Source organism: Bifidobacterium ramosum (assembly GCF_009299505.1).
Classification (GTDB): domain Bacteria; phylum Actinomycetota; class Actinomycetes; order Actinomycetales; family Bifidobacteriaceae; genus Bifidobacterium; species Bifidobacterium ramosum.
The window spans coordinates 140,396-158,248 of sequence record NZ_WBSM01000001.1 but is presented as its reverse complement, the minus strand read 5'-3'; the positions used below and the strand labels follow the sequence as shown (position 1 = coordinate 158,248).

General features: G+C 65.5%; 10 protein-coding genes and 1 tRNA gene. 5 read left to right on the top strand and 6 right to left on the bottom strand.

Annotated features, from left to right (window positions below):
• Positions 1–11 precede the first annotated feature (11 nt).
• A complete protein-coding gene (locus DSM100688_RS00625; protein ID WP_152357250.1) occupies positions 12–1,898 on the bottom strand; it encodes a beta-L-arabinofuranosidase domain-containing protein in 1,887 nt (628 codons plus the stop codon).
• A 178-nt stretch (positions 1,899–2,076) separates the two neighbouring features.
• On the opposite strand from DSM100688_RS00625, the gene DSM100688_RS00620 reads away from it, so the two are divergent.
• Positions 2,077–3,159 (top strand): LacI family DNA-binding transcriptional regulator, encoded by a 1,083-nt coding sequence (locus DSM100688_RS00620; RefSeq protein ID WP_163146752.1) that lies wholly within the window; start codon positions 2,077–2,079, stop codon positions 3,157–3,159.
• 222 nt (positions 3,160–3,381) lie between these two features.
• Here DSM100688_RS00620 and DSM100688_RS00615 read toward each other — a convergent pair whose 3' ends face one another.
• Positions 3,382–4,725 carry an alpha/beta fold hydrolase gene (locus DSM100688_RS00615; RefSeq protein WP_152357248.1) on the bottom strand — a complete coding sequence of 448 codons (1,344 nt, stop codon included), beginning with the start codon at positions 4,723–4,725 and terminating at the stop codon, positions 3,382–3,384.
• 165 nt (positions 4,726–4,890) lie between these two features.
• Here DSM100688_RS00615 and DSM100688_RS00610 point away from each other — a divergent pair, with 165 nt between their 5' ends.
• Both DSM100688_RS00610 and DSM100688_RS00605 read left to right on the top strand, forming a co-directional pair.
• Positions 4,891–7,563: a sensor histidine kinase gene (locus DSM100688_RS00610; RefSeq protein WP_420837464.1), complete on the top strand. Its 2,673-nt coding sequence runs from the start codon at positions 4,891–4,893 to the stop codon at positions 7,561–7,563.
• 142 nt (positions 7,564–7,705) lie between these two features.
• Positions 7,706–8,449, top strand: coding sequence for a response regulator (locus tag DSM100688_RS00605; protein ID WP_152357247.1), 744 nt, complete (start codon positions 7,706–7,708; stop codon positions 8,447–8,449).
• A 642-nt stretch (positions 8,450–9,091) separates the two neighbouring features.
• On the opposite strand, the gene DSM100688_RS00600 is transcribed toward DSM100688_RS00605, so the two are convergent.
• Both DSM100688_RS00600 and DSM100688_RS00595 read right to left on the bottom strand, forming a co-directional pair.
• Positions 9,092–11,845, bottom strand: a complete 2,754-nt coding sequence (locus tag DSM100688_RS00600) for an ABC transporter permease (RefSeq protein WP_152357246.1) — start codon at positions 11,843–11,845, stop codon at positions 9,092–9,094.
• A gap of 22 nt (positions 11,846–11,867) precedes the next feature.
• Entirely contained in the window at positions 11,868–12,641 is a 774-nt protein-coding gene (locus DSM100688_RS00595; protein ID WP_152357245.1) for an ABC transporter ATP-binding protein, read from the bottom strand.
• Between the two features lie 246 nt (positions 12,642–12,887).
• Here DSM100688_RS00595 and DSM100688_RS00590 point away from each other — a divergent pair, with 246 nt between their 5' ends.
• Positions 12,888–14,627, top strand: coding sequence for an acetolactate synthase large subunit (locus DSM100688_RS00590; RefSeq protein WP_420837467.1), 1,740 nt, complete (start codon positions 12,888–12,890; stop codon positions 14,625–14,627).
• 118 nt (positions 14,628–14,745) lie between these two features.
• Here the strand turns inward: DSM100688_RS00590 and DSM100688_RS00585 are convergent, their stop codons facing one another.
• Positions 14,746–16,062 carry an O-acetylhomoserine aminocarboxypropyltransferase/cysteine synthase family protein gene (locus tag DSM100688_RS00585; protein ID WP_152357244.1) on the bottom strand — a complete coding sequence of 439 codons (1,317 nt, stop codon included), beginning with the start codon at positions 16,060–16,062 and terminating at the stop codon, positions 14,746–14,748.
• A gap of 431 nt (positions 16,063–16,493) precedes the next feature.
• Here DSM100688_RS00585 and DSM100688_RS00580 point away from each other — a divergent pair, with 431 nt between their 5' ends.
• On the top strand, positions 16,494–17,369 hold the full coding sequence (locus tag DSM100688_RS00580; RefSeq protein ID WP_152357243.1) for a pyridoxamine kinase: 876 nt from the start codon (positions 16,494–16,496) through the stop codon (positions 17,367–17,369).
• A 304-nt stretch (positions 17,370–17,673) separates the two neighbouring features.
• Here DSM100688_RS00580 and DSM100688_RS00575 read toward each other — a convergent pair.
• Positions 17,674–17,750, bottom strand: a tRNA-Asp gene (locus DSM100688_RS00575).
• Positions 17,751–17,853: the final 103 nt, after the last annotated feature.

The following is a 17,853-nucleotide window of genomic DNA, read 5'->3' as shown; positions in this document are numbered from 1 at the left end:
CGTGATGCGGCTCACTGGTGGGTTGGGGTGAGGGTGCTCTTGATCGCGGCCTCGCCGGGATCGCCGGCCGATGCGGATGCGGCGTCCGGCGCCGTGTCGAGGTACACCGAGTACGTCTCGTCGTCGATCGTATAGATGGGGACCAGCTGCAGCGTGAGGTCGTGCGGCGCGTGCGGCGCATGCAGGTCGAACACCGAACCGTACCGCTCGTCCGGGTGTTTGACGGTCGACGCGGTCAGTTCGCTCTCGCTGATCGGCCCGATGGCCGCGTTGTCGCCGAGCGCGGCGAGCAGCACGTTGCCGTAGCGGATGGCCTGCCGGTTCGCGTCGCCGATGAGCGGCACGAGCGTGAGGTCGGCGCGCAGGTCGAGTGCGATGCGGTCACCGTCCCGGAGGTCGGCGGTGAACAGGTACAGTCCGTCGCTCACCCGCTCGACGATGTCGGTGCTCTCCGCCCGGCTGCCATCCGCGTGTTCCACGGCGATTCCGCTGATCCGGTCGGCGGCGAGCGCGAGGGTGAGCCGTTTCGGCGCGTCCAGCGACACGTCGATCGTGGCGGACGGGTCGTTCGGCCAGTCGGTCGTCAGTGTGAGCCGCACGCCGTCGTCGGCCCAGTCCAGGCGTGAAGGGATCAGCTCGGCGAGCAGGATCGTCGGCGCGGTTCCGTCCTGATCGGCGCCATGGAACCAGATGCCGCGTTGCATCTGCGATCCGGCCTCCATGCCGGTGCCGGTGCAGCACCAGAAATCGAGGTAGGGCCGGCCGAATTTCTTGTGCACGCCGACGCCCATCGGCTGGTGGTACAGCGACTGGCCGGACTTCTCGTCGATGCAGTTGACCACCGCGCTGAACTTGAGCCGTTCGAGTTCGGCGAGGTACGTCGCTTCGCCGGTGATCTCAAACAGAGTCTGCACGATGGCCATGAGGTTGTGGGCGCAGCATGATTCGCTTTCGCCGCCGGTGAGCGCTTCGCTCAGATCGCCGTACGGACCCCAGTGCTCGGCGCGCTCGGAGATCGCGTTCGGATCCGGGTGGGTCGCCTTCGAACTGGTGTTGCCGTTGGCGAACATGCGGCCGGCGATGAACCGGTAGCCGTTGACCGCCGCGGTGAGGTACGCGATGTCGCCGGTGATGCGGTAGCGGTGCAGGGCGGCGATGATCATCGGCAGGTGGGTGTTGGCGTGCAGGTCTTCGAGCACGTCTTCCCCGCGCGAGAGCGCGCCGATGAAATAGTCGCGGTCGAACAGCTTCGCGGTGCGCAGGATGGCCTCGTCGCCGGTCAGATCGTAGAGCGTGTACAGGGCGTCGCCGATGCCGCCGAATTCGTTGGTCGGGTCGACCTTGGTGGCGCGCAGCACGCCGTCGGTCTTCCATGCCGACAGCTTCTCGAACCGCCGGCCGATGTAATGCCCCAGCCCGAGCGCAAGGTCGAGCGCCTGCCGATTGCCGACGTACCGGCAGGCGTCGAGGAGCCCCTGCATGATCTTGTGCAGCGTGTAATAGGGCACCTCGACGCCGTGGTTCTCCCACAGTTCAAGCTGGTCGAGCACCTCGGAAGGGAACGCGCTCAGATAGCCGTCGTCGCGCGCGCACTGGCCCATGATCGAGACGATGCGGTCGGCCTTGTCCTTGAAGGCCGGGTCGTGGTCGCCGGCGTAGTACTTGGACACGGCCGACAGGTAGTGGCCCACGCAGTGGCCGCGGATGCCGGCTTGCTCGCCTTCCCAGCCGCCGAGCGGCTCGGCCGTGGACGGCAGTCCTGCGTTGAGACGGAAGGTGTGCATGAGCCGGTCGATGTCGAAGTCCAGCAGGAAGCGGCGCACCGCGTCGGACCGTCTGCGGAACACGCCGCCGGTGATGGTCACCTGATTGAGATCGAAGGATTGGTATCTGGTCATATCGAATCATCGCTCCTTGTCGTCGCGTTGCGACCGGCGGCGTCGGTGCCGTGCGGTCGTGTGCTCACGAATATATGACGTCCGTCGACGCGCCGCCGGCGTATCCGACGCAAAGGGAAACGTTTCTCAAACCGGACGCGGGACGACGACCGGCAATACCGCGGCTATCATGCGAAGCATGGAGCAGCATCGTGCGGATGCGGGCCGGCGGCCCGCCAAAGTCACCGTCCGGCGGATCGCCGAGGCGGCCCATGTCTCGCCGGCCACCGTGTCCAAAGCACTCAACGACACGGGACGCATCGCACCGGAGACGCGCCGCATGATCCGCCGCATCGCCGATGAGCTCGGCTACCGGCGATCCGCCGTCGCGCACGCGCCGCGCCGTACCGGGATCATCGCCGTGGCCACCACCGACCTCAAAAGCTCATTCATCACCGATCTGCTCGAGGGCGTCGAGCAGGCGCTCGGCACCACCGCCTACTGCGCGACGGTACTGTACACGCATGAGGATCCGGAACTGGAGGAGCGGCAGATCAACCGCATCGCCTCGCACGGCATCGACGGGCTGATCCTGACCGGATCGAACACCGATGCGCGGTCGTCGCTGCGCGACCGGGTCACGATGGGACTGCCGACGGTGTACGCGTATGCTCCGTCGCGTGATCCCGGCGACTGTTCGGTCGTCGCCGACAATGTGCGCGCCGGACGCGACGCGATCGCACGCTTGATCGCATACGGGTGCACGCGTATCGCGCTGATCGGGGCGGAGGAGCATTGGGCGGCGAGCACCGACCGCATCAACGGGGCGTTGCGCGAGCTCGGCGACCGCGGACTGACGCCGGTCACACCGATCCAGTTCGGCAGTTGGGAGCAGGATTGGGGCGTCATCGCCACCGAACGGCTGCTCGATGCAGGCAACCGCATCGACGGCATCTACTGCGTCAACGATCTGGTGGCGCGCGGCGCCATCGAACTGCTGCGCAGCCGCGGACTGCGCGTGCCCGAGGACGTGGCCGTCGTCGGCCACGACAACCGCAGCGTGGCCTATGCGACGCATCCGACCATCGCCACGTTCACCAACAATCTGACCGGCGTGGGCGCACTGGCGGCGACGCTGCTGGTGTCGGCGATCTACGGCGAGTTCCGGCCGGACGTGACGACCACGGCATGCCCGCCGGTGTTCGGCGAATCGTGTCCGGTCGGCGCCCGCGTCGCAGAAACGGCCCCCGACCGCCGCTGGATCGACCTCGCCCTGCGCTGAGATGGTGAGGAGCGTCCCGCCTCGGACGGCCCAGACGAGACGGACGGCGTCGCTCCCCTCAGCGGACATACAGCCGATTGTGGGCCGGCAACGGCTGTATGTCCGTTGAGGTTGGTGAGCCATATCGTCGAGGAACGTTCCTCGTATCCGCGCGGCGAATCCCTTACGGACATACAGCCGTTGCCGGCCCAAAATCGGCTGTATGTCCGTTAACCAATAGGGCTAGAACAACGCCTCGAGGTCGCCGCGGTTGAGGGCCTCGTTGAACAGGCGCTGGAACACATGGTTGCTGTGCACGCCGTCATGCTCGTACTCGTTGGTCACCCACGCGTGCGAGTTGCCGATGTTCGACAGCGTCTTGAGCTGCAGCGTGGAGTCCACGTACATGTCGTCGTAGTACACGGCGGCCTGCAGCGGCACTTCGTTGCGGGCCAGCTGGTCGACATCGTAGATCGTGTCCCAGTGGCCGTCCTCCATGAGCAGGTCCATCGCATCGTGGAACGGGATGAGCGCGCCGCCCTCTTCGAACATCCACGGGAACGACGCCTCGCCGGTGAACATGAGCGGCCGGTGCGCGGGATCGAATTCCGGATGCCTGTCGCGCTCGCGCTGCGCGGCCCAGCGGATCGGCTTGCAGTCGCCGTTCGCGTAGATGAACTCCTGCAGCGTCCAATACAACGGTTTGTTGTAGGTCTGCGTGCTGGTGAGCACACCCATCAGGAAGCCGTCGGTCAGGTACGAGCCGCGGCTGGCGCCGCCGTCGCCGTCCACGAACGCGGTGTCGAGCAGCCAGTGCAGCCGTTCGAAGCTCGGCTTCATGCCGAAATCACTGCCGAGCAGCTGCAGGCGGCGCACCGAGAACGGGTCGCCGTTGGGCAGGTGCACGTCGCTCGAGTCGAGGATGTCGGCGATGGCCGCCACGCGCTCCACGTCCTGCGGGTACCGTTCGTAGAACTGTTCGTTCTTGCGGATCATGCGCGGGAACGTGTGCTGGTACACCGCGTCGGCGTCGGCCGCGACATACGGGATGCCACCGGTGGTGAACGACGCGAGCAGTCCCTCCGGGTACAGCGACAGGTACGACAACGTCAGGAAGCCGCCGTAGCTCTGGCCGAGCGACACCCATTTGCGCCCGCCGAATTCGGTGCGGCGCAGGTGCTCGAAGTCGCGCACGATCGATCCGGCAAGGAACCGCTTGAGGTAGTCGGCCTGCGCGCGGGCACTGTCGAATCGCGCCATCACGTGCGAATCGATGGCGGACGACCGGCCGACGCCGCGCTGGTCGGGCAACACGATACGGAAGCGCTTCAACGCGTCCTTGACCCACATCTCATGATCCGGACCCATCAGACGCGGGCACGGGCCACCGGGACCGCCCTGCAGAAAGACCAGCAGCGGCAGGTCGTCGTGCACATGCTCGGGTGCGGTGACCACGCGGTAGAACAGGTCGATCGACTCGCCGTCGAAGCCCTGCCCCGGCTCGTGGCCGGTCCAGTCGAGCGGCACCTTGATCGAACGGTCCTCCACATGCAGACCCGGTACGTAGTATTCGGCAAGCAACGTCATATGGTCCCTTTCTCCCGACGTCTCCGCTGATATCTCCCCGTCCATCGTACGCGTCGGGCACGTCCGAATCACGGGTGCACGACACCGAACCGGGCGTGGCCGTCACACGGCTCATCCCCACGCACGATGGCCGTACGGACGGCCGGCGCGCTAGGCTGGTCGGCTATGGGTATCGGACAACGACTACGAACGGCATGGAACCGGCTGACGCGCAACCGTCGCGTCCGCATGCTGGCCATGGATTCGATCACCGCGGTGATGTTGGCACTGGTCTTCGGACTGCTGTTCGGCTCCACCGGCAGCGGGTTCCCCGGACTGTTCCTGTCGTACGGCATGGGACCGCAGGTGTTCTGGTCGACGGCGATGACGGTGCCGGCGGCGACCCGACGGTTCTGGCCGCAGGCTTCGGCGCTCGCGTTCGCGGCGATGGCCGTGCTCCAGCTGATCGCCGGACCGTCGATGGTGTTCTCCGATTTCCTGTCGTTGCTGCTGCTGTATTCGGTGATCGTCTACGGAAACCCGCGCAATACGAAGGCGTTCATCGTGCTCGCCTCGGCGCTCGGCGTGCTGGCGAGCGCGGTCATCGCATGGTCGTCGCTCGTCGGCCCGTATTTCGAACCGTATATGAGACCCACCGATATCAGCAGCGTCGATCTGAACGGCATGCCGGAATGCTGGCTCGTCTATGCGGACGGCCAGTTCACCGGCCAATGCGCGCAGAACCTGATGCAGCAGACGGCGATCTATGCCGTCTCGATCCTGTCATGCATCGTCGCGACCGCCATCGCCGCGTTCTGGCAGCGGGCGCGACTCATCACGATCCGCATGATGCAGGAGCGCAACGACGCGTTGCAGGCGAGCGAGGCCGAGGAGCGTCGCATCGCGGCGTTGGCGGAACGCGCACGCATCGCACGCGACATGCACGACGTGGTGGCGCACACGCTGTCGATCATCATCGTGCAGTCGGATGGCGGACGGTACGCGGGCGCGCATGATCCGGCCGTGGCGCGGCGCACAATGGAGACGATCCGGCACGAGTCCGAACGCGCATTGCATGATATGAAGCGGCTGTTCGGCGTGTTCGGCGGGTCCGCCCATGCGGATTATGCGGATATCGACGCGCTGGTCGATCAGGCGCGGGCGGCCGCCGCATCGTCGGCTACGGCACCGTCGGCATCATCACCGTCATCGACGTCACCCGCATCATCCGCAGCCACGCCCGCATCATCCGCCGACGGCACGATCACGCGCCGCGTCGACGGCACCGCACGACCGGACCTGCTGACCGCGGCCGCCAGCACGGCCGTCTATCATCTCGTACAGGAATCCTTGACCAATGTGCGCAAGTACGCCGGCCCGAACGTGCACGTCGTCATCAGCGAGCGGTGGACCGACCGGTCGCTGGAGATCGCCGTGACCGACGACGGCCGCGGCGCCTCGGCCACGCTGGACGGGCATCAGCCGGGCTACGGGCTGCTCGGCATGCGCGAGCGCGTCGAAGCGGCCGGCGGCACGGTGACGGCCGGCCCACAGGTCGGCGGCGGATTCGCCGTCCACGCCGTCATACCGCTCGGCACCGCCGCCGCGAAACCGTACGACGATCCCGATTCGGCCATGCAGTCCGATCCCGCCGTCGCACCGCCCCGGCAATCTTCCTTCCTTGCGGTTCCGACCAAGCAGATCGACTCCCCGGTCATGCCGACCAAGCAAACCAACCCTACGGTCATGTCGACCGAGCGCAGCGAGCGGAGACATCTTCCTGATCCCGCGCTCCCCCAGATCCCCACGTGGGCGCAGTTGCGCGACCGGTTGCGTTCCAAGCCGATCGCGCAGGCCGTGCTGGCGAACGGCGAACCGTTCAACTGGGTGGAACGGCTGTCGCAGTGGACCGAACGCCATTATCTGGCGACCGACATCATCGGCACGCTGCTGCTCACCGCGATCATGTGCGTCAATGCCATCTCGATGTTCGACGGCTATCTGGATGGCATCACCGGCGAGCTTGCGGTCGGCCGGTTCATCGTGATCACGACGATGCTGCCGCTGTGCTTCCGCCGCCGGTTCCCCGAGGGCGCGGCGCTTGCGGTCGTGATCGTGTCCTCGTTCCAGCTGGTCGTGTTCGAGCCGGTGCTGCTCTCGAATCTGTTCGCGCTGTGCGCATTGTATTCGGCGGTATTGTACGGCCGGCCGACCGCATGGCGATGGACCGGCGTGGCTTCGATCGGCGTGGCGGCCCTGTTCGGGTTCAAGGTGCTGGTGAGCGATTACGGGTATGCGAGCGTGCTGCATTGGATGCTGCGTTCCGCGGATTACAGTGCGAACGGCTGGTCGCCACTGAGGATGCTGGTCGAGGCGGCGATGTGGGCCGGCATGGTCGGCGCGATGTGCGTGGGCACGATTCTGCTGGCGCGATGGCAGCGGTCGAGCGGCGCGAACGCGTTGGTGCTGCAGGCGCGCGAGGAGGCATTGCAGGCCGAACAGGCGAAGCAGAAGGTGCTGGCGGCGAACATGGAACGCGACCGGATCAGCGCGAGCATCCAGGCCGAGGTGAGCGAAACGCTGACATTGGTGATCGACCGGGCCGTGGCCGGCATCCGCATGCTGGACGAGGCCGAGGCACGCGGCGAGGAGCCGTCCGCCGAATCGATCGCGGCGGCGTTCGCGGCGATCGGACAGCAGGGGCGTATCGCGCTCAAGCATATGCGCCAACTGCTGAGCGTGTTGCGCGAGACCGGATTCAGCGACGAGGCGCACGCACACGATCACGCCCAGCCGGCGATGCAACTGCGCCCGGCCGTCTCGCTCGACGAACAGCTCGCCGGGACGTCTCGGACATAGGCCCTTTCCTGCGTGGTGGTTGTCGCTCGCTGACGGAGCCGTCGGCGAGCAACAACCACCACCATGGTCTCTGGTGGATTCAGGGAAGAATCAGGGTGTCGCCCACTTCCGTCTTACCGAGCAACGAATACAGTGGGGAATCATGAGTGAGAACAGGATTCGAGTGGTGATCGCCGACGACCAGGAATTGGTGCGCGCCGGATTCGCGATGGTGATCGGCTCCCAGACGGACATGCAGGTGATCGGGCAGGCCGGCGACGGCTCGCAGGCCGTGGCGTTGGCGGAGTCGGCGCATCCGGATGTGGTGCTCATGGACGTGCGTATGCCCGGCATGGACGGCATCGAGGCGACGCGGCGCATCAGTTCGCTGCAGACTGTGGACGGCGCACGACCGACGCGCGTGATCATCCTGACCACGTTCGACTTGGATGAATACGTGATGGCCGCGATCAACGCGGGCGCGTCGGGGTTCCTGCTCAAGGACACCGAACCGGAGACGCTGCTGAGCTCCATCCGCACGGTGTTCAACGGGAATGCGATCATCGCACCGTCGGCCACGAAGCGGCTGATCGAGAAGATGATGCAGGACGGGTATACGAAGGATCGTTCACTGTCCGACGCGCTGGCGGCACCGACATCGGGCGTCGCCGTGCCGCCGCAATCCGGGCGCCCCGCATACACCGATCCGGAACTGGAACTGCTCACCGACCGCGAGCGCGAGGTCCTCGTCGAGATCGCGCATGGGCTGAGCAATCAGGAGATCGCGAGCAAACTGTTCATCAGCCTGCCGACCGTGAAGACGCATGTGGCGCACATCCTCGCCAAGATCAACGCCCGCGACCGTGTGCAGGCCGTCGTCTTCGCCTACGACAACGGGATCGTGTGAATCATAGGTTCCGTTAGACGCGCCGGGATATGAGACCACGCGATGGCAGATCGCCCCGGTTTGCCATCGCGTGATCTCATATCCGACGTTCATCGGTCACGCGATGGAAATTCGGACGTTTTCGCCATCGCGTGATCAGATCGTCTTCGAGACCCAGGTCACGCGATGGAAATAACCGTGGATATGCCATCGCGTGACCTCGATACGGATGGGTGCAGGGTCACGCGATGGAAATCCGACGGCATATGCCATCCCATGACCCGAATACGGACAGATACGGGGTCACGCGATGGAAATCCGACCAGATTTTCCATCGCGTGAGAGACAGCGCGGTCACGCGATGGCGGAACGACTGGTTTCTCCATCGCGTGACCTCGATACCACGAAAAAACGGGTCACGCGATGGAAATCACGAAGGATATGCCATCGCGTGACCCGAATGCCGATCATGGGATGGCATATCGCACCGATATTCCATCCCGTGAGGCGATGCATCCAGCGGCTATGCCACGGGCCCGCATCCGTGCATCGTCAGGCTTCGGCGAGAGCCTCGCCGGGCTGAGCCGTTCAGCAAACGGCCCAGTGGATCGTTTGTAGGCGAAGCGAGCGGCTCTGGCCGCCCCAAAGGCTCAAGTCAAGCCGTCAGGCTTCGGCCAAGGCCTCCACCGGCGGCGTGCTCACGGCACGGCGGGCGGGAGCGATGCTGGCGATGAGTGCGGCGATGGCCGCGACGCCAAGCATGATGCCGTTGCCGACCCAGTCGAACGGGAAGACCACGTCGCCGTACAGGCTGAACACCATGTAGGAGCCGAGCCAGCCGAACGCGGTGCCGAGCAGCACGCCGGCTACGCCGGAGACGAGCGAGAGCAGCAGTGCCTCGACGGCGAGCGAGCGGCGCAACTGGCCGCGCGTCATGCCGATGGCGCGCAGGGTCGCGGATTCACGGGTGCGTTCAATGACCGACAGCGACAAGGTGTTGGCCACGCCGACGAGCGCGATGAGCACGGCGACCGCGATCAGGCCGACGAGCAGCGCCATCAGGCCGTTGATCATCGTTTCCCACAGTGACCGTTCGGCGATCGGTCCGGTCACCTGCACGCCGGAACTGGCGGTGAACGTCTGTTGTATGTCGGTGAGTACGTCGTTCAGGGCGACGCCGGCGGCGTCCGCGTCGATCTTCATGAGCATCATGTGGCCTGTGGCCTTGAGGTCGCCGTTCGTGAAGTGCGTTGCGCTGACGAACGCGACCGCGTTGTAGTTTTCGGACACGCGACGGTAGTCGACGTACGTCGGTTTGAGCGCGAGCGTCTTGCCGGACGATTCGGCCGACGCATTGCCGTCAGTCACTGCCGTGCCGTCGCCGGAGTTGCCGGAGTCACTTGTCATGTCCGCGAACGTCACCGTATCGCCGTCGAAGGCCATCGTCTTGCCGGTGAACACGTCGTACTTCGGCATGAGCACCGTACCGTCGCCGATCGTGACGTTCTTGAGATCGGCCTTCATCACCGAACGCAGCGCATCCGCATCATTCACGCCGACCAGCAGCACGGACAGGTCGTCGCCGTTCTTGTCGGTCGCGTACTTCATGACGGTCGGCGCGTACACGGACGCCGCAACGCCCTTGATCTTGGCCGCATCGGCCGCCTGCGCGTCGGTCATATCGGCGCCGTCGGCGATCATGTCGACGCTGAACCGCTTGTCGAGCGCCTCCCCCATCGTCTGCTTGGCGCTGGTCGCGCCGGTCGCGATGGTCGCCACGAGCGTCACGCCGATGAGCAGCGCGGCACCGGTCGCGGCCACACGGCGCGGGTTCTTCTGGATGTTCGCGTGCGCGACCTTGGCCGACGGCCCGGCGAGCGCGACGAGCGCGCCCACGCCGCGCATGAGCACCGGCAGCCAGAACACGGCCGACAGCACGAGACCGAGGAAGATCAGCGCGCATCCGGCAATGGCCATGAGCAGCACGGTGGAATATGCGTCGGTAACCATGGACGACTGTCCGGCGATCGACTGGCTCATCTGCCATGCGGCGAACGACGCCATCGCCAGGCCCGCGAGCACGAGCAGCACGGAGATGATGCCACGCACGATTCCGGCTCGGCGCGTGTCGGTCAGTTCGATCGGCCGCAGCGCCTCGAGCGGAGTCACGGATGTCGCGGAGCGTGCGGAGCCGAGCGAGGCGAGCACGGTCATGACGATGCCGAACGCGATCGGCACGACGAACGCCTGCCAGCTGACGACGAACCGCGCGTCCATGCCGGTCGACGCCATCACTCCGGACGCGCACAATCCACCGATCAGCGCGCAGCCGAGCGCCACGCCAAGCACGGACGCGACGAGACCGAGCACACCGGCCTCGAACAGCACGGAGCCGTACAGCTGTCCTTTCTTCGCGCCGATCGTGCGCAGCAGGGCGAGCGTGCGGCGACGCTGGGCGACGAGCACCTGGAACGTGTTGGCGATGACGAGCGCGGCGACGAACATGGCGAGCACACCGAAGCTCAGCAGGAACGTGGTGGTGATGTCGGTACCGCCGTCCGCGCTGAGCGCCTTGATGGCCTCGCGGTTGGCGGCCTCGCGCGAGAGGATGCGGTAATGCTTCGGCATGAGCTTGGCGATCTCGTCGGCCGTGGCCTGCGCCTTGGCGGAGTCGGTGACACTGCCGTCAGTGCCGTTGCCGCCGCCGGCGAGGTCGAGGAACAGCTGGCTGGTACGCACCTGCGAGAAGTCACCGACGACCTGCAGGGCGGCCATGACGTTGTTCGAGATCACGGACGCACCGCCGTAGGAGCCGTACACGCCGTTCGGATCGTCGGTCAGGCCGACGACGCGCACACTGATGTTGCCGGATGACCGGCCGGTGTTCGCACTCGCCTCTTCCTGCAGGCTGCGCGAGCTGAGCGTCACCGTGTCGCCGATCGTCACGCCGAGCTGCTTTGCGACGGACTTCGGCAAGGCGATCTCGCCGTTGTCGGCCGGCAGGTCGCCGTCCGCAAGGCTGACCGGCAGCAGCCGCGCGTCCTTGGCGGTGCCGAGCGCGAGGCCGCTGACGTTCTTGTCGCCGTTGACGACGATGACATCGGTCATCGTGTTGGCACGCACGCCGTCGACACCGTCGATCGCGGCCAGCTGATCGAGATGGAAGTCGTTGACGGTGGTCGAGTATGCGGCGTCCCGCTCCTCTTTCGTCGCGGAACCTAACGCGTCGTAGTCGATGGTGACGATGGTGTTCGCATCGCCGTAGCCGCCGGTCTGCTGGCGGCCGAGCGCGTCGGTCATGGTGTTGGAGAACAGGAACGTGGCGCAGATGAACGCGGTGCCGATGAGGATCGCGATGCCCGCGGGGATGAGCATCCGCGCGCTTTTCTTCATGAGTTTGAGCGTGATGGAGAACATGATGGGATTCCTTGGTCTTCGATCAGATGGCGGCGCGGGTGGCGCGTTCGCGTTCGGCCATGAGCAGTTCGTTCATCTGCTCGGCGTTCGGATGCGGCACGTCGGCGACGATGCGGCCGTCGGCGAACACGATCGCGCGGTCGGCGTAGGAGGCGGCCACCGCGTCGTGCGTGACCATGATGATCGTCTGGCCGAGTTCCTTGACCGAACGCTTGAGGAAGCTCAGGACCTCCGCGCTGGAGACGGAGTCGAGGTTGCCGGTCGGCTCGTCGGCGAACACAAGCGACGGCTTGGCGATGAGCGCACGCGCGATGGCGACGCGCTGCTGCTGGCCGCCGGACAGCTCGTTCGGACGGTGGTTGAGCCGGTCCTTGAGTCCGAGCGTCTCGACCAGCTGGCGGAACCAGCGGCGATCAGGCTTCTCCCCCGCGAGCGTCAGCGGCATGAGGATGTTCTGTTCGGCGCTGAACATGGGCAGCAGATTGAAGCTTTGGAAGATGAAGCCGATCTTGTGCCGCCGCAGCAGGGTGAGCTGGTTGTCGTTCATCTTGGTGATGTCGGCGCCGTCGAAGATGATCCGGCCGGATGTCGCCGAGTCGAGTCCGGCGAGCGTGTGCATGAGCGTGGATTTGCCGGATCCGGACGGGCCCATAATGGCCGTGAATTTGCCCTGTTCGAAGCGCACGTTGACGCCGCGTAGTGCGTGCACGGCGGTGTCGCCCTGCCCGTAGTCCTTGATCAGGTCGATCGCCTCGATGGCGGTCGGATTGGCGGCCGTGGTGACCATACCTTCCATGATTCCTCGTTTCTCGCATGATGATCGGATGATGGTTCCATCGTCGCAGGGATCGTCCGCCGCCGACATCGTGCGGCAGACGGAAACGCGGCCGTCGGCATCATCCCCAAGGATGAACCGACGAGCGCCGCCGTCATTGTTACGGCCGTATGTCGTCCATGACACCGTTTCGATCATCCTCATGGCTATACTCATGCACTCGTGACACAACATAACGAATCATTGTTCGCCCGCATCGAGTCGCGCCTGCGCGACGGTCTCGATCGCGACGGCGACGAACAGTCCCACGACACCGCAGCCGCGACCCGTCCGCGCGCCGACCGCCATCATCAGCGCAACGTCGCCGACCTCATGGTGCAATGCCTCGTGCAGGAGGGCGTCGAGGTGATCTTCGGCATCCCCGGCGAGGAGAACATCCCGTTCATCGAGGCGTTGGAACGCGACGGGCATATCCGCTTCGTCGTCACGCGCCACGAGCAGGGCGCGGGCTTCATGGCGCTCACCTACGCGCATCTGACCGGCAAGCCCGGCGTGTGCCTCGCCACGCTCGGCCCGGGCGCCCTGAACCTCACGCTGCCGGTGGCGTGCGCGAACGCGAGCAACACGCCGCTGGTCGCCCTGTGCGCGCAGGGCAGCGTCAGCCGCATCCACAAGGAGTCGCATCAGATCATCGACCTCGTGTCGGTGTTCCGTCCGATCACCCGCTGGACGAACATGATCCTCAGCCCCCAGGCCGTCACCGAAACCATGCGCAAGGGGTTCGCGCTCGCCCAGCGCAAGCGTCCGGCCGCCACCTGCATCATCCTGCCCGAGGACATCGCCGAACAGCCCGCGCCGGCCGACGCCGAGCCGCTCAGCCGCGCGCTGCAGGTGCACACCGTGCCGACGCCCGCCGACATCGAGGCCGCGGCCGACATCATCGCCAAGGCGAAGCATCCGATCATCCTCGCCGGCAACGGGGTAAGCCGCGCGCACGCCGACTATCAGCTGCGCGTGCTGTCCGAGCAGCTCAACGTGCCGGTGGCCACCACGTTCGAAGGCAAGGGCGTGTTCTCCGACCGGCACCGCAACGCGCTCGGCGTGGTCGGGTTCATGCGCCACGACTATGAGAACTTCGCGTTCGACGACGCCGACCTCATCATCGCGATCGGCTTTTCGATCCAACAGTTCGACCCGGTCAAGATCAACCCGAAGAACGACAAGAAGATCATCCACATCAACACGTTCGTGGAGGACACGGACGCGCATTACACGACGACGCTGAACATCATGGCCGACATCGACACCACGCTCACGCAGCTGATCGACGCGCTGCGCGAACGCGACGTCACGTTCGAGAACTCCGAATCGGACATCCGCGGCCTGCTCACGCACGAATTCGAGTCCCGCAAGGACGACGACTCGTTCCCGATGAAGCCGCAGCGCGTCGTCTACGATACGCGGCGCGCGCTGAACGACAGCGACGTGGCGCTCGTGGACACCGGCGCGCTCAAGATGTGGATGGCGCGACTGTATCCGACGTATTTGCCGAATACGTGCATCATCGACAACAGCCTGTCGACGATGGGCTGGACGCTGCCGGGCGCGGTCGGCGCGTCACTGGCCCGGCGCGGCCGTCCGGTGCTCGCGGTGATGGGCGACGGCAGCTTCATGATGAACATGCAGGAGATCGAAACGGCGGTGCGGTTGGGATGCCACATCGTGATCCTCGTGTGGGTGGACGAGGCGTACGGCCTGATCAAGTGGAAGATGGACCTGCACAACGGGCATCACGACGACGTGGATTTCAATAATCCCGACTTCGTGAAACTGGCCGAGAGCTTCGGTGCGCATGGTCATCTCGTCTCGTCGGCCGATGATCTCAAACCCGCGATCGAGGCGGCGATGATGGCCGACGGCGGCGTGCACGTGATCGCCTGCCCGGTCGACTACAGCGAGAACATCAAGCTGACCGACAAGCTCGGCGAGCTGGAGCTGCCGGGCTGAGTCCGGCCGGGCCGTAAACGACGGACCGTAGACGGCCGTCAACGACGCGAGGCGGTGGCCACGATTTCCGTGGTCACCGCCTCGTTCTATCTACCTATCCGGTATCGGCCGCTCAGGCTCACTTGGCGAGACCGGAGGCGCGCACCGCCTCGAAGCCGCCCTTGAGATCGTCGAGGATGTCCTCGATGTTCTCGGTGCCGATGGACAGGCGAATGGTGCCCGGGTGGATGCCCTGATCCTCGAGCTCCTCCGGGGTCTCCTGCGAGTGCGTGGTGGAGGCCGGGTGAATGACGAGGGACTTCACATCGGCCACGTTGGCGAGCAGGCTGAACAGGTGCAGGTTGTCGATGAAGACGCGCGCCGCGTCCTTGCCGCCCTTGATGTCGAAGGTGAAGATGGAGCCGGCGCCGTTCGGGAAGTACTTCTCGTACAGCGCGTGGTCGCGGCGGCCCGGGATGGACGGATGGGAGACGGACTCGACCTCCGGCACGGTCTGCAGGTATTCGACGACCTTCAGCGCGTTCTGCACGTGGCGCTCGACGCGCAGCGACAGGGTCTCGGTGCCCTGCAGCAGCAGGAACGCGGCGAACGGGGACAGGGTGGCGCCGGTGTCGCGCAGCAGGATGGCGCGGATGCGGGTCACGAACGCGGCGCCGCCGAGGGCCTCGTAGAAGTTGAGGCCGTGGTAGGACGGGTCGGCTTCCGTCAGGGTCGGGAACTTGCCCGGCACTTCGGCCCAGTTGAACTTGCCGCCTTCGACGATCACGCCGCCGAGGGTGGTGCCGTGGCCGCCGATGAACTTGGTCGCGGATTCGACCACGACGTCGGCGCCGTGCTCGAGCGGGCGGAACAGGTACGGGGTGGCGAACGTGTTGTCGACGATCACCGGCAGGTGGTGCTTGTGGGCGATCGCGGAGATGGCCTCGAAGTCCGGCAGGTCGGCGTTCGGGTTGCCGAAGGTCTCGAAGTAGACGAGCTTGGTGTTCTCCTGGATGGCGTCCTCGAAGTTCTGCGGGACCTCCGGGTCGACGAAGGTGGTGGTGATGCCGTCGCGCGGCAGCGTGTGCTTGAGCAGGTTGAAGGTGCCGCCGTAGATGTTCTTGGAAGAGACGATGTGGTCGCCGGACTGGGTGATGTTGCGCACCGCGTATTCGACGGCGGCGGCGCCCGAGGCGACAGCGAGGCCGGCGGTGCCGCCTTCGAGGGCCGCGATGCGGTTCTCGAACACGCCCTGGGTGGAGTTGGTCAGACGGCCGTAGATGTTGCCCGGGTCGGCGAGGCCGAAGCGGGCCTCGGCGTGGTCGAAGTTGTGGAAGACGTAGGAGGTGGTCGCGTAGATCGGGACGGCGCGGGAGTCGGTGGCCGGGTCGGCCTGCTCCTGGCCGACGTGCAGCTGCAGGGTCTCGAAACGGTACTTCTTGTTCGGGTCGGTCATGATGTGCTCCTTCGGTGGGGTTGTTCGGTTGCGGTGTTCTGATCGCCACCCGCCTGCCGTGTGCGGCGGTTGGCGAGGTGTTGGTTATGACCATACGAGGACGGCGGGGCGCGGCGCAAGCCGGACGTTATCGCGGTTGCCTATAGCCCCTTCAAAGCCCTTGCGATCATTGGCCTTACGGCATATCGGAGACGTCGAAATCCGTCGCCGAAACCGTCCGACACGCCGGCGGAGACGTGCACGCGATCCACGTGTCCGATGGTCGCGGACGGTCGTCGCCGGGCGTGTCGCGTCATCGCGGCCGTCCACGTATCACATTGCTGACATGACGTCCGCGAACGGCCGTACGAGCGGCTACAGTCGTAAGTCAGTCGATAGGCGACGAGCCGCGCCGGTGTATCCGGTGCGGTATGGACGAAAGGACGATTCCCATGACTGATGACGTGGTGCTGTACGATCGCGATCCGCTGTACATTCCGCGCGTGGCGGCCGTGCACGACATGTGCGGCTACGGCAAGTGCTCACTGACCGCGGCGATCCCGATCCTGTCGGCCGCCGGCTGCGACGTGTGCCCGGTGCCGACCGCGCTGTTCTCCGCGCACACCCGTTACGCGGTGTTCACGTTCCACGACACGACCGACATCCTGTCCGGTTACCTCGACGCGTGGCAAAAGGAGAACGTCGATCTGGACGGAGTGTATTCCGGTTTCCTCGGCTCCCCCGATCAGGTGGCGATCATCCAGCGCCTGTACCGCGAGTATCCGCACGCGCTGCGGCTGGTCGACCCGGTGATGGGCGACGGCGGCCAGATGTACCCGACGTACACGCCGGAGCTGTGCGAGGCGATGGGCGCGCTGGCCGACGGCGCGGACGTGCTCATGCCGAACCTGACCGAGGCATCGATCCTGACCAAGCGCGACTATCCGGGTCAGGACATCGACGAGGCGACCGTGGACGAGCTGCTGGGCGCGCTGCTGGAGCTCGGCGCGAAGAACGTGGTGCTCAAGGGCATCGACCACGGCGACGGCAAGATCGTCAACTACGTGGCGAGTGCGGCCTCCGGCGTGGCCGGCAAGGTCGAGCTGGCGCATGACAAGCTGCCGTACATGATCCACGGCACGGGCGACGCGTTCGCTTCCGCGCTGTGCGGCGCGGTGCTGGCCGGTCGCGGGCTCGCCGAGTCGGCACGCATCGCCGGCGAGTTCGTGCGCCACGCGATGGAGAGCACGCGCCACCAGCCGAACTTCGAGGAACGCGGCGTGAGCTTCGAGCTCAACCTCGGCGAGCTCACCGATCTGGTGAAGTAGCCGCTTCCGCTCCTCCCCTTTTGTTCTCTGGTAACGGACATACAGCCGATACGCACACCGCAATCGGCTGTATGTCCGTTGAGGTTTATGGATACTGACGTTTATGGATACTGACGTTTATGTTCGCCGGTACTTATGAGCGTTGATCTGGAATCGTTCCCTTTTCTCCTTAACGGACATACAGCCGATTCGGGCATGCGTATCGGCTGTATGTCCGTTAAGGAGAAGGGAAAATTGACTACTAACGGCACGGCGGCACATACGATGAAGGTCCTGTGAGACATGTCTCACAGGACCTTCATTATGGCGACCCCGGCCGGACTTGAACCGGTGACCTCCGCCGTGACAGGGCGGCGCTCTAACCAACTGAGCTACGGGGCCGTTCGTGTTTCTCATCGAAGCACGAGTTGCGATATTACAAGATCTTCGCCGGTCTGTCGACCTCGGCGTGTCGCGGTCGACAGGTTGAGGTCGGAACCACCGA

What these genes read in the sequence shown, in the direction of transcription:
- DSM100688_RS00620 (WP_163146752.1), top strand. Translation starts at nt 2,077, where the DNA reads ATGGAGCAGCATCGTGCGGATGCGGGCCGGCGGCCCGCCAAAGTCACC.
- DSM100688_RS00595 (WP_152357245.1), bottom strand. Translation starts at nt 12,641, where the DNA reads ATGGAAGGTATGGTCACCACGGCCGCCAATCCGACCGCCATCGAGGCG.
- DSM100688_RS00585 (WP_152357244.1), bottom strand. Translation starts at nt 16,062, where the DNA reads ATGACCGACCCGAACAAGAAGTACCGTTTCGAGACCCTGCAGCTGCAC.
- DSM100688_RS00580 (WP_152357243.1), top strand. Translation starts at nt 16,494, where the DNA reads ATGACTGATGACGTGGTGCTGTACGATCGCGATCCGCTGTACATTCCG.
- DSM100688_RS00615 (WP_152357248.1), bottom strand. Translation starts at nt 4,725, where the DNA reads ATGACGTTGCTTGCCGAATACTACGTACCGGGTCTGCATGTGGAGGAC.
- DSM100688_RS00600 (WP_152357246.1), bottom strand. Translation starts at nt 11,845, where the DNA reads ATGTTCTCCATCACGCTCAAACTCATGAAGAAAAGCGCGCGGATGCTC.
- DSM100688_RS00605 (WP_152357247.1), top strand. Translation starts at nt 7,706, where the DNA reads ATGAGTGAGAACAGGATTCGAGTGGTGATCGCCGACGACCAGGAATTG.
- DSM100688_RS00625 (WP_152357250.1), bottom strand. Translation starts at nt 1,898, where the DNA reads ATGACCAGATACCAATCCTTCGATCTCAATCAGGTGACCATCACCGGC.
- DSM100688_RS00610 (WP_420837464.1), top strand. Translation starts at nt 4,891, where the DNA reads ATGGGTATCGGACAACGACTACGAACGGCATGGAACCGGCTGACGCGC.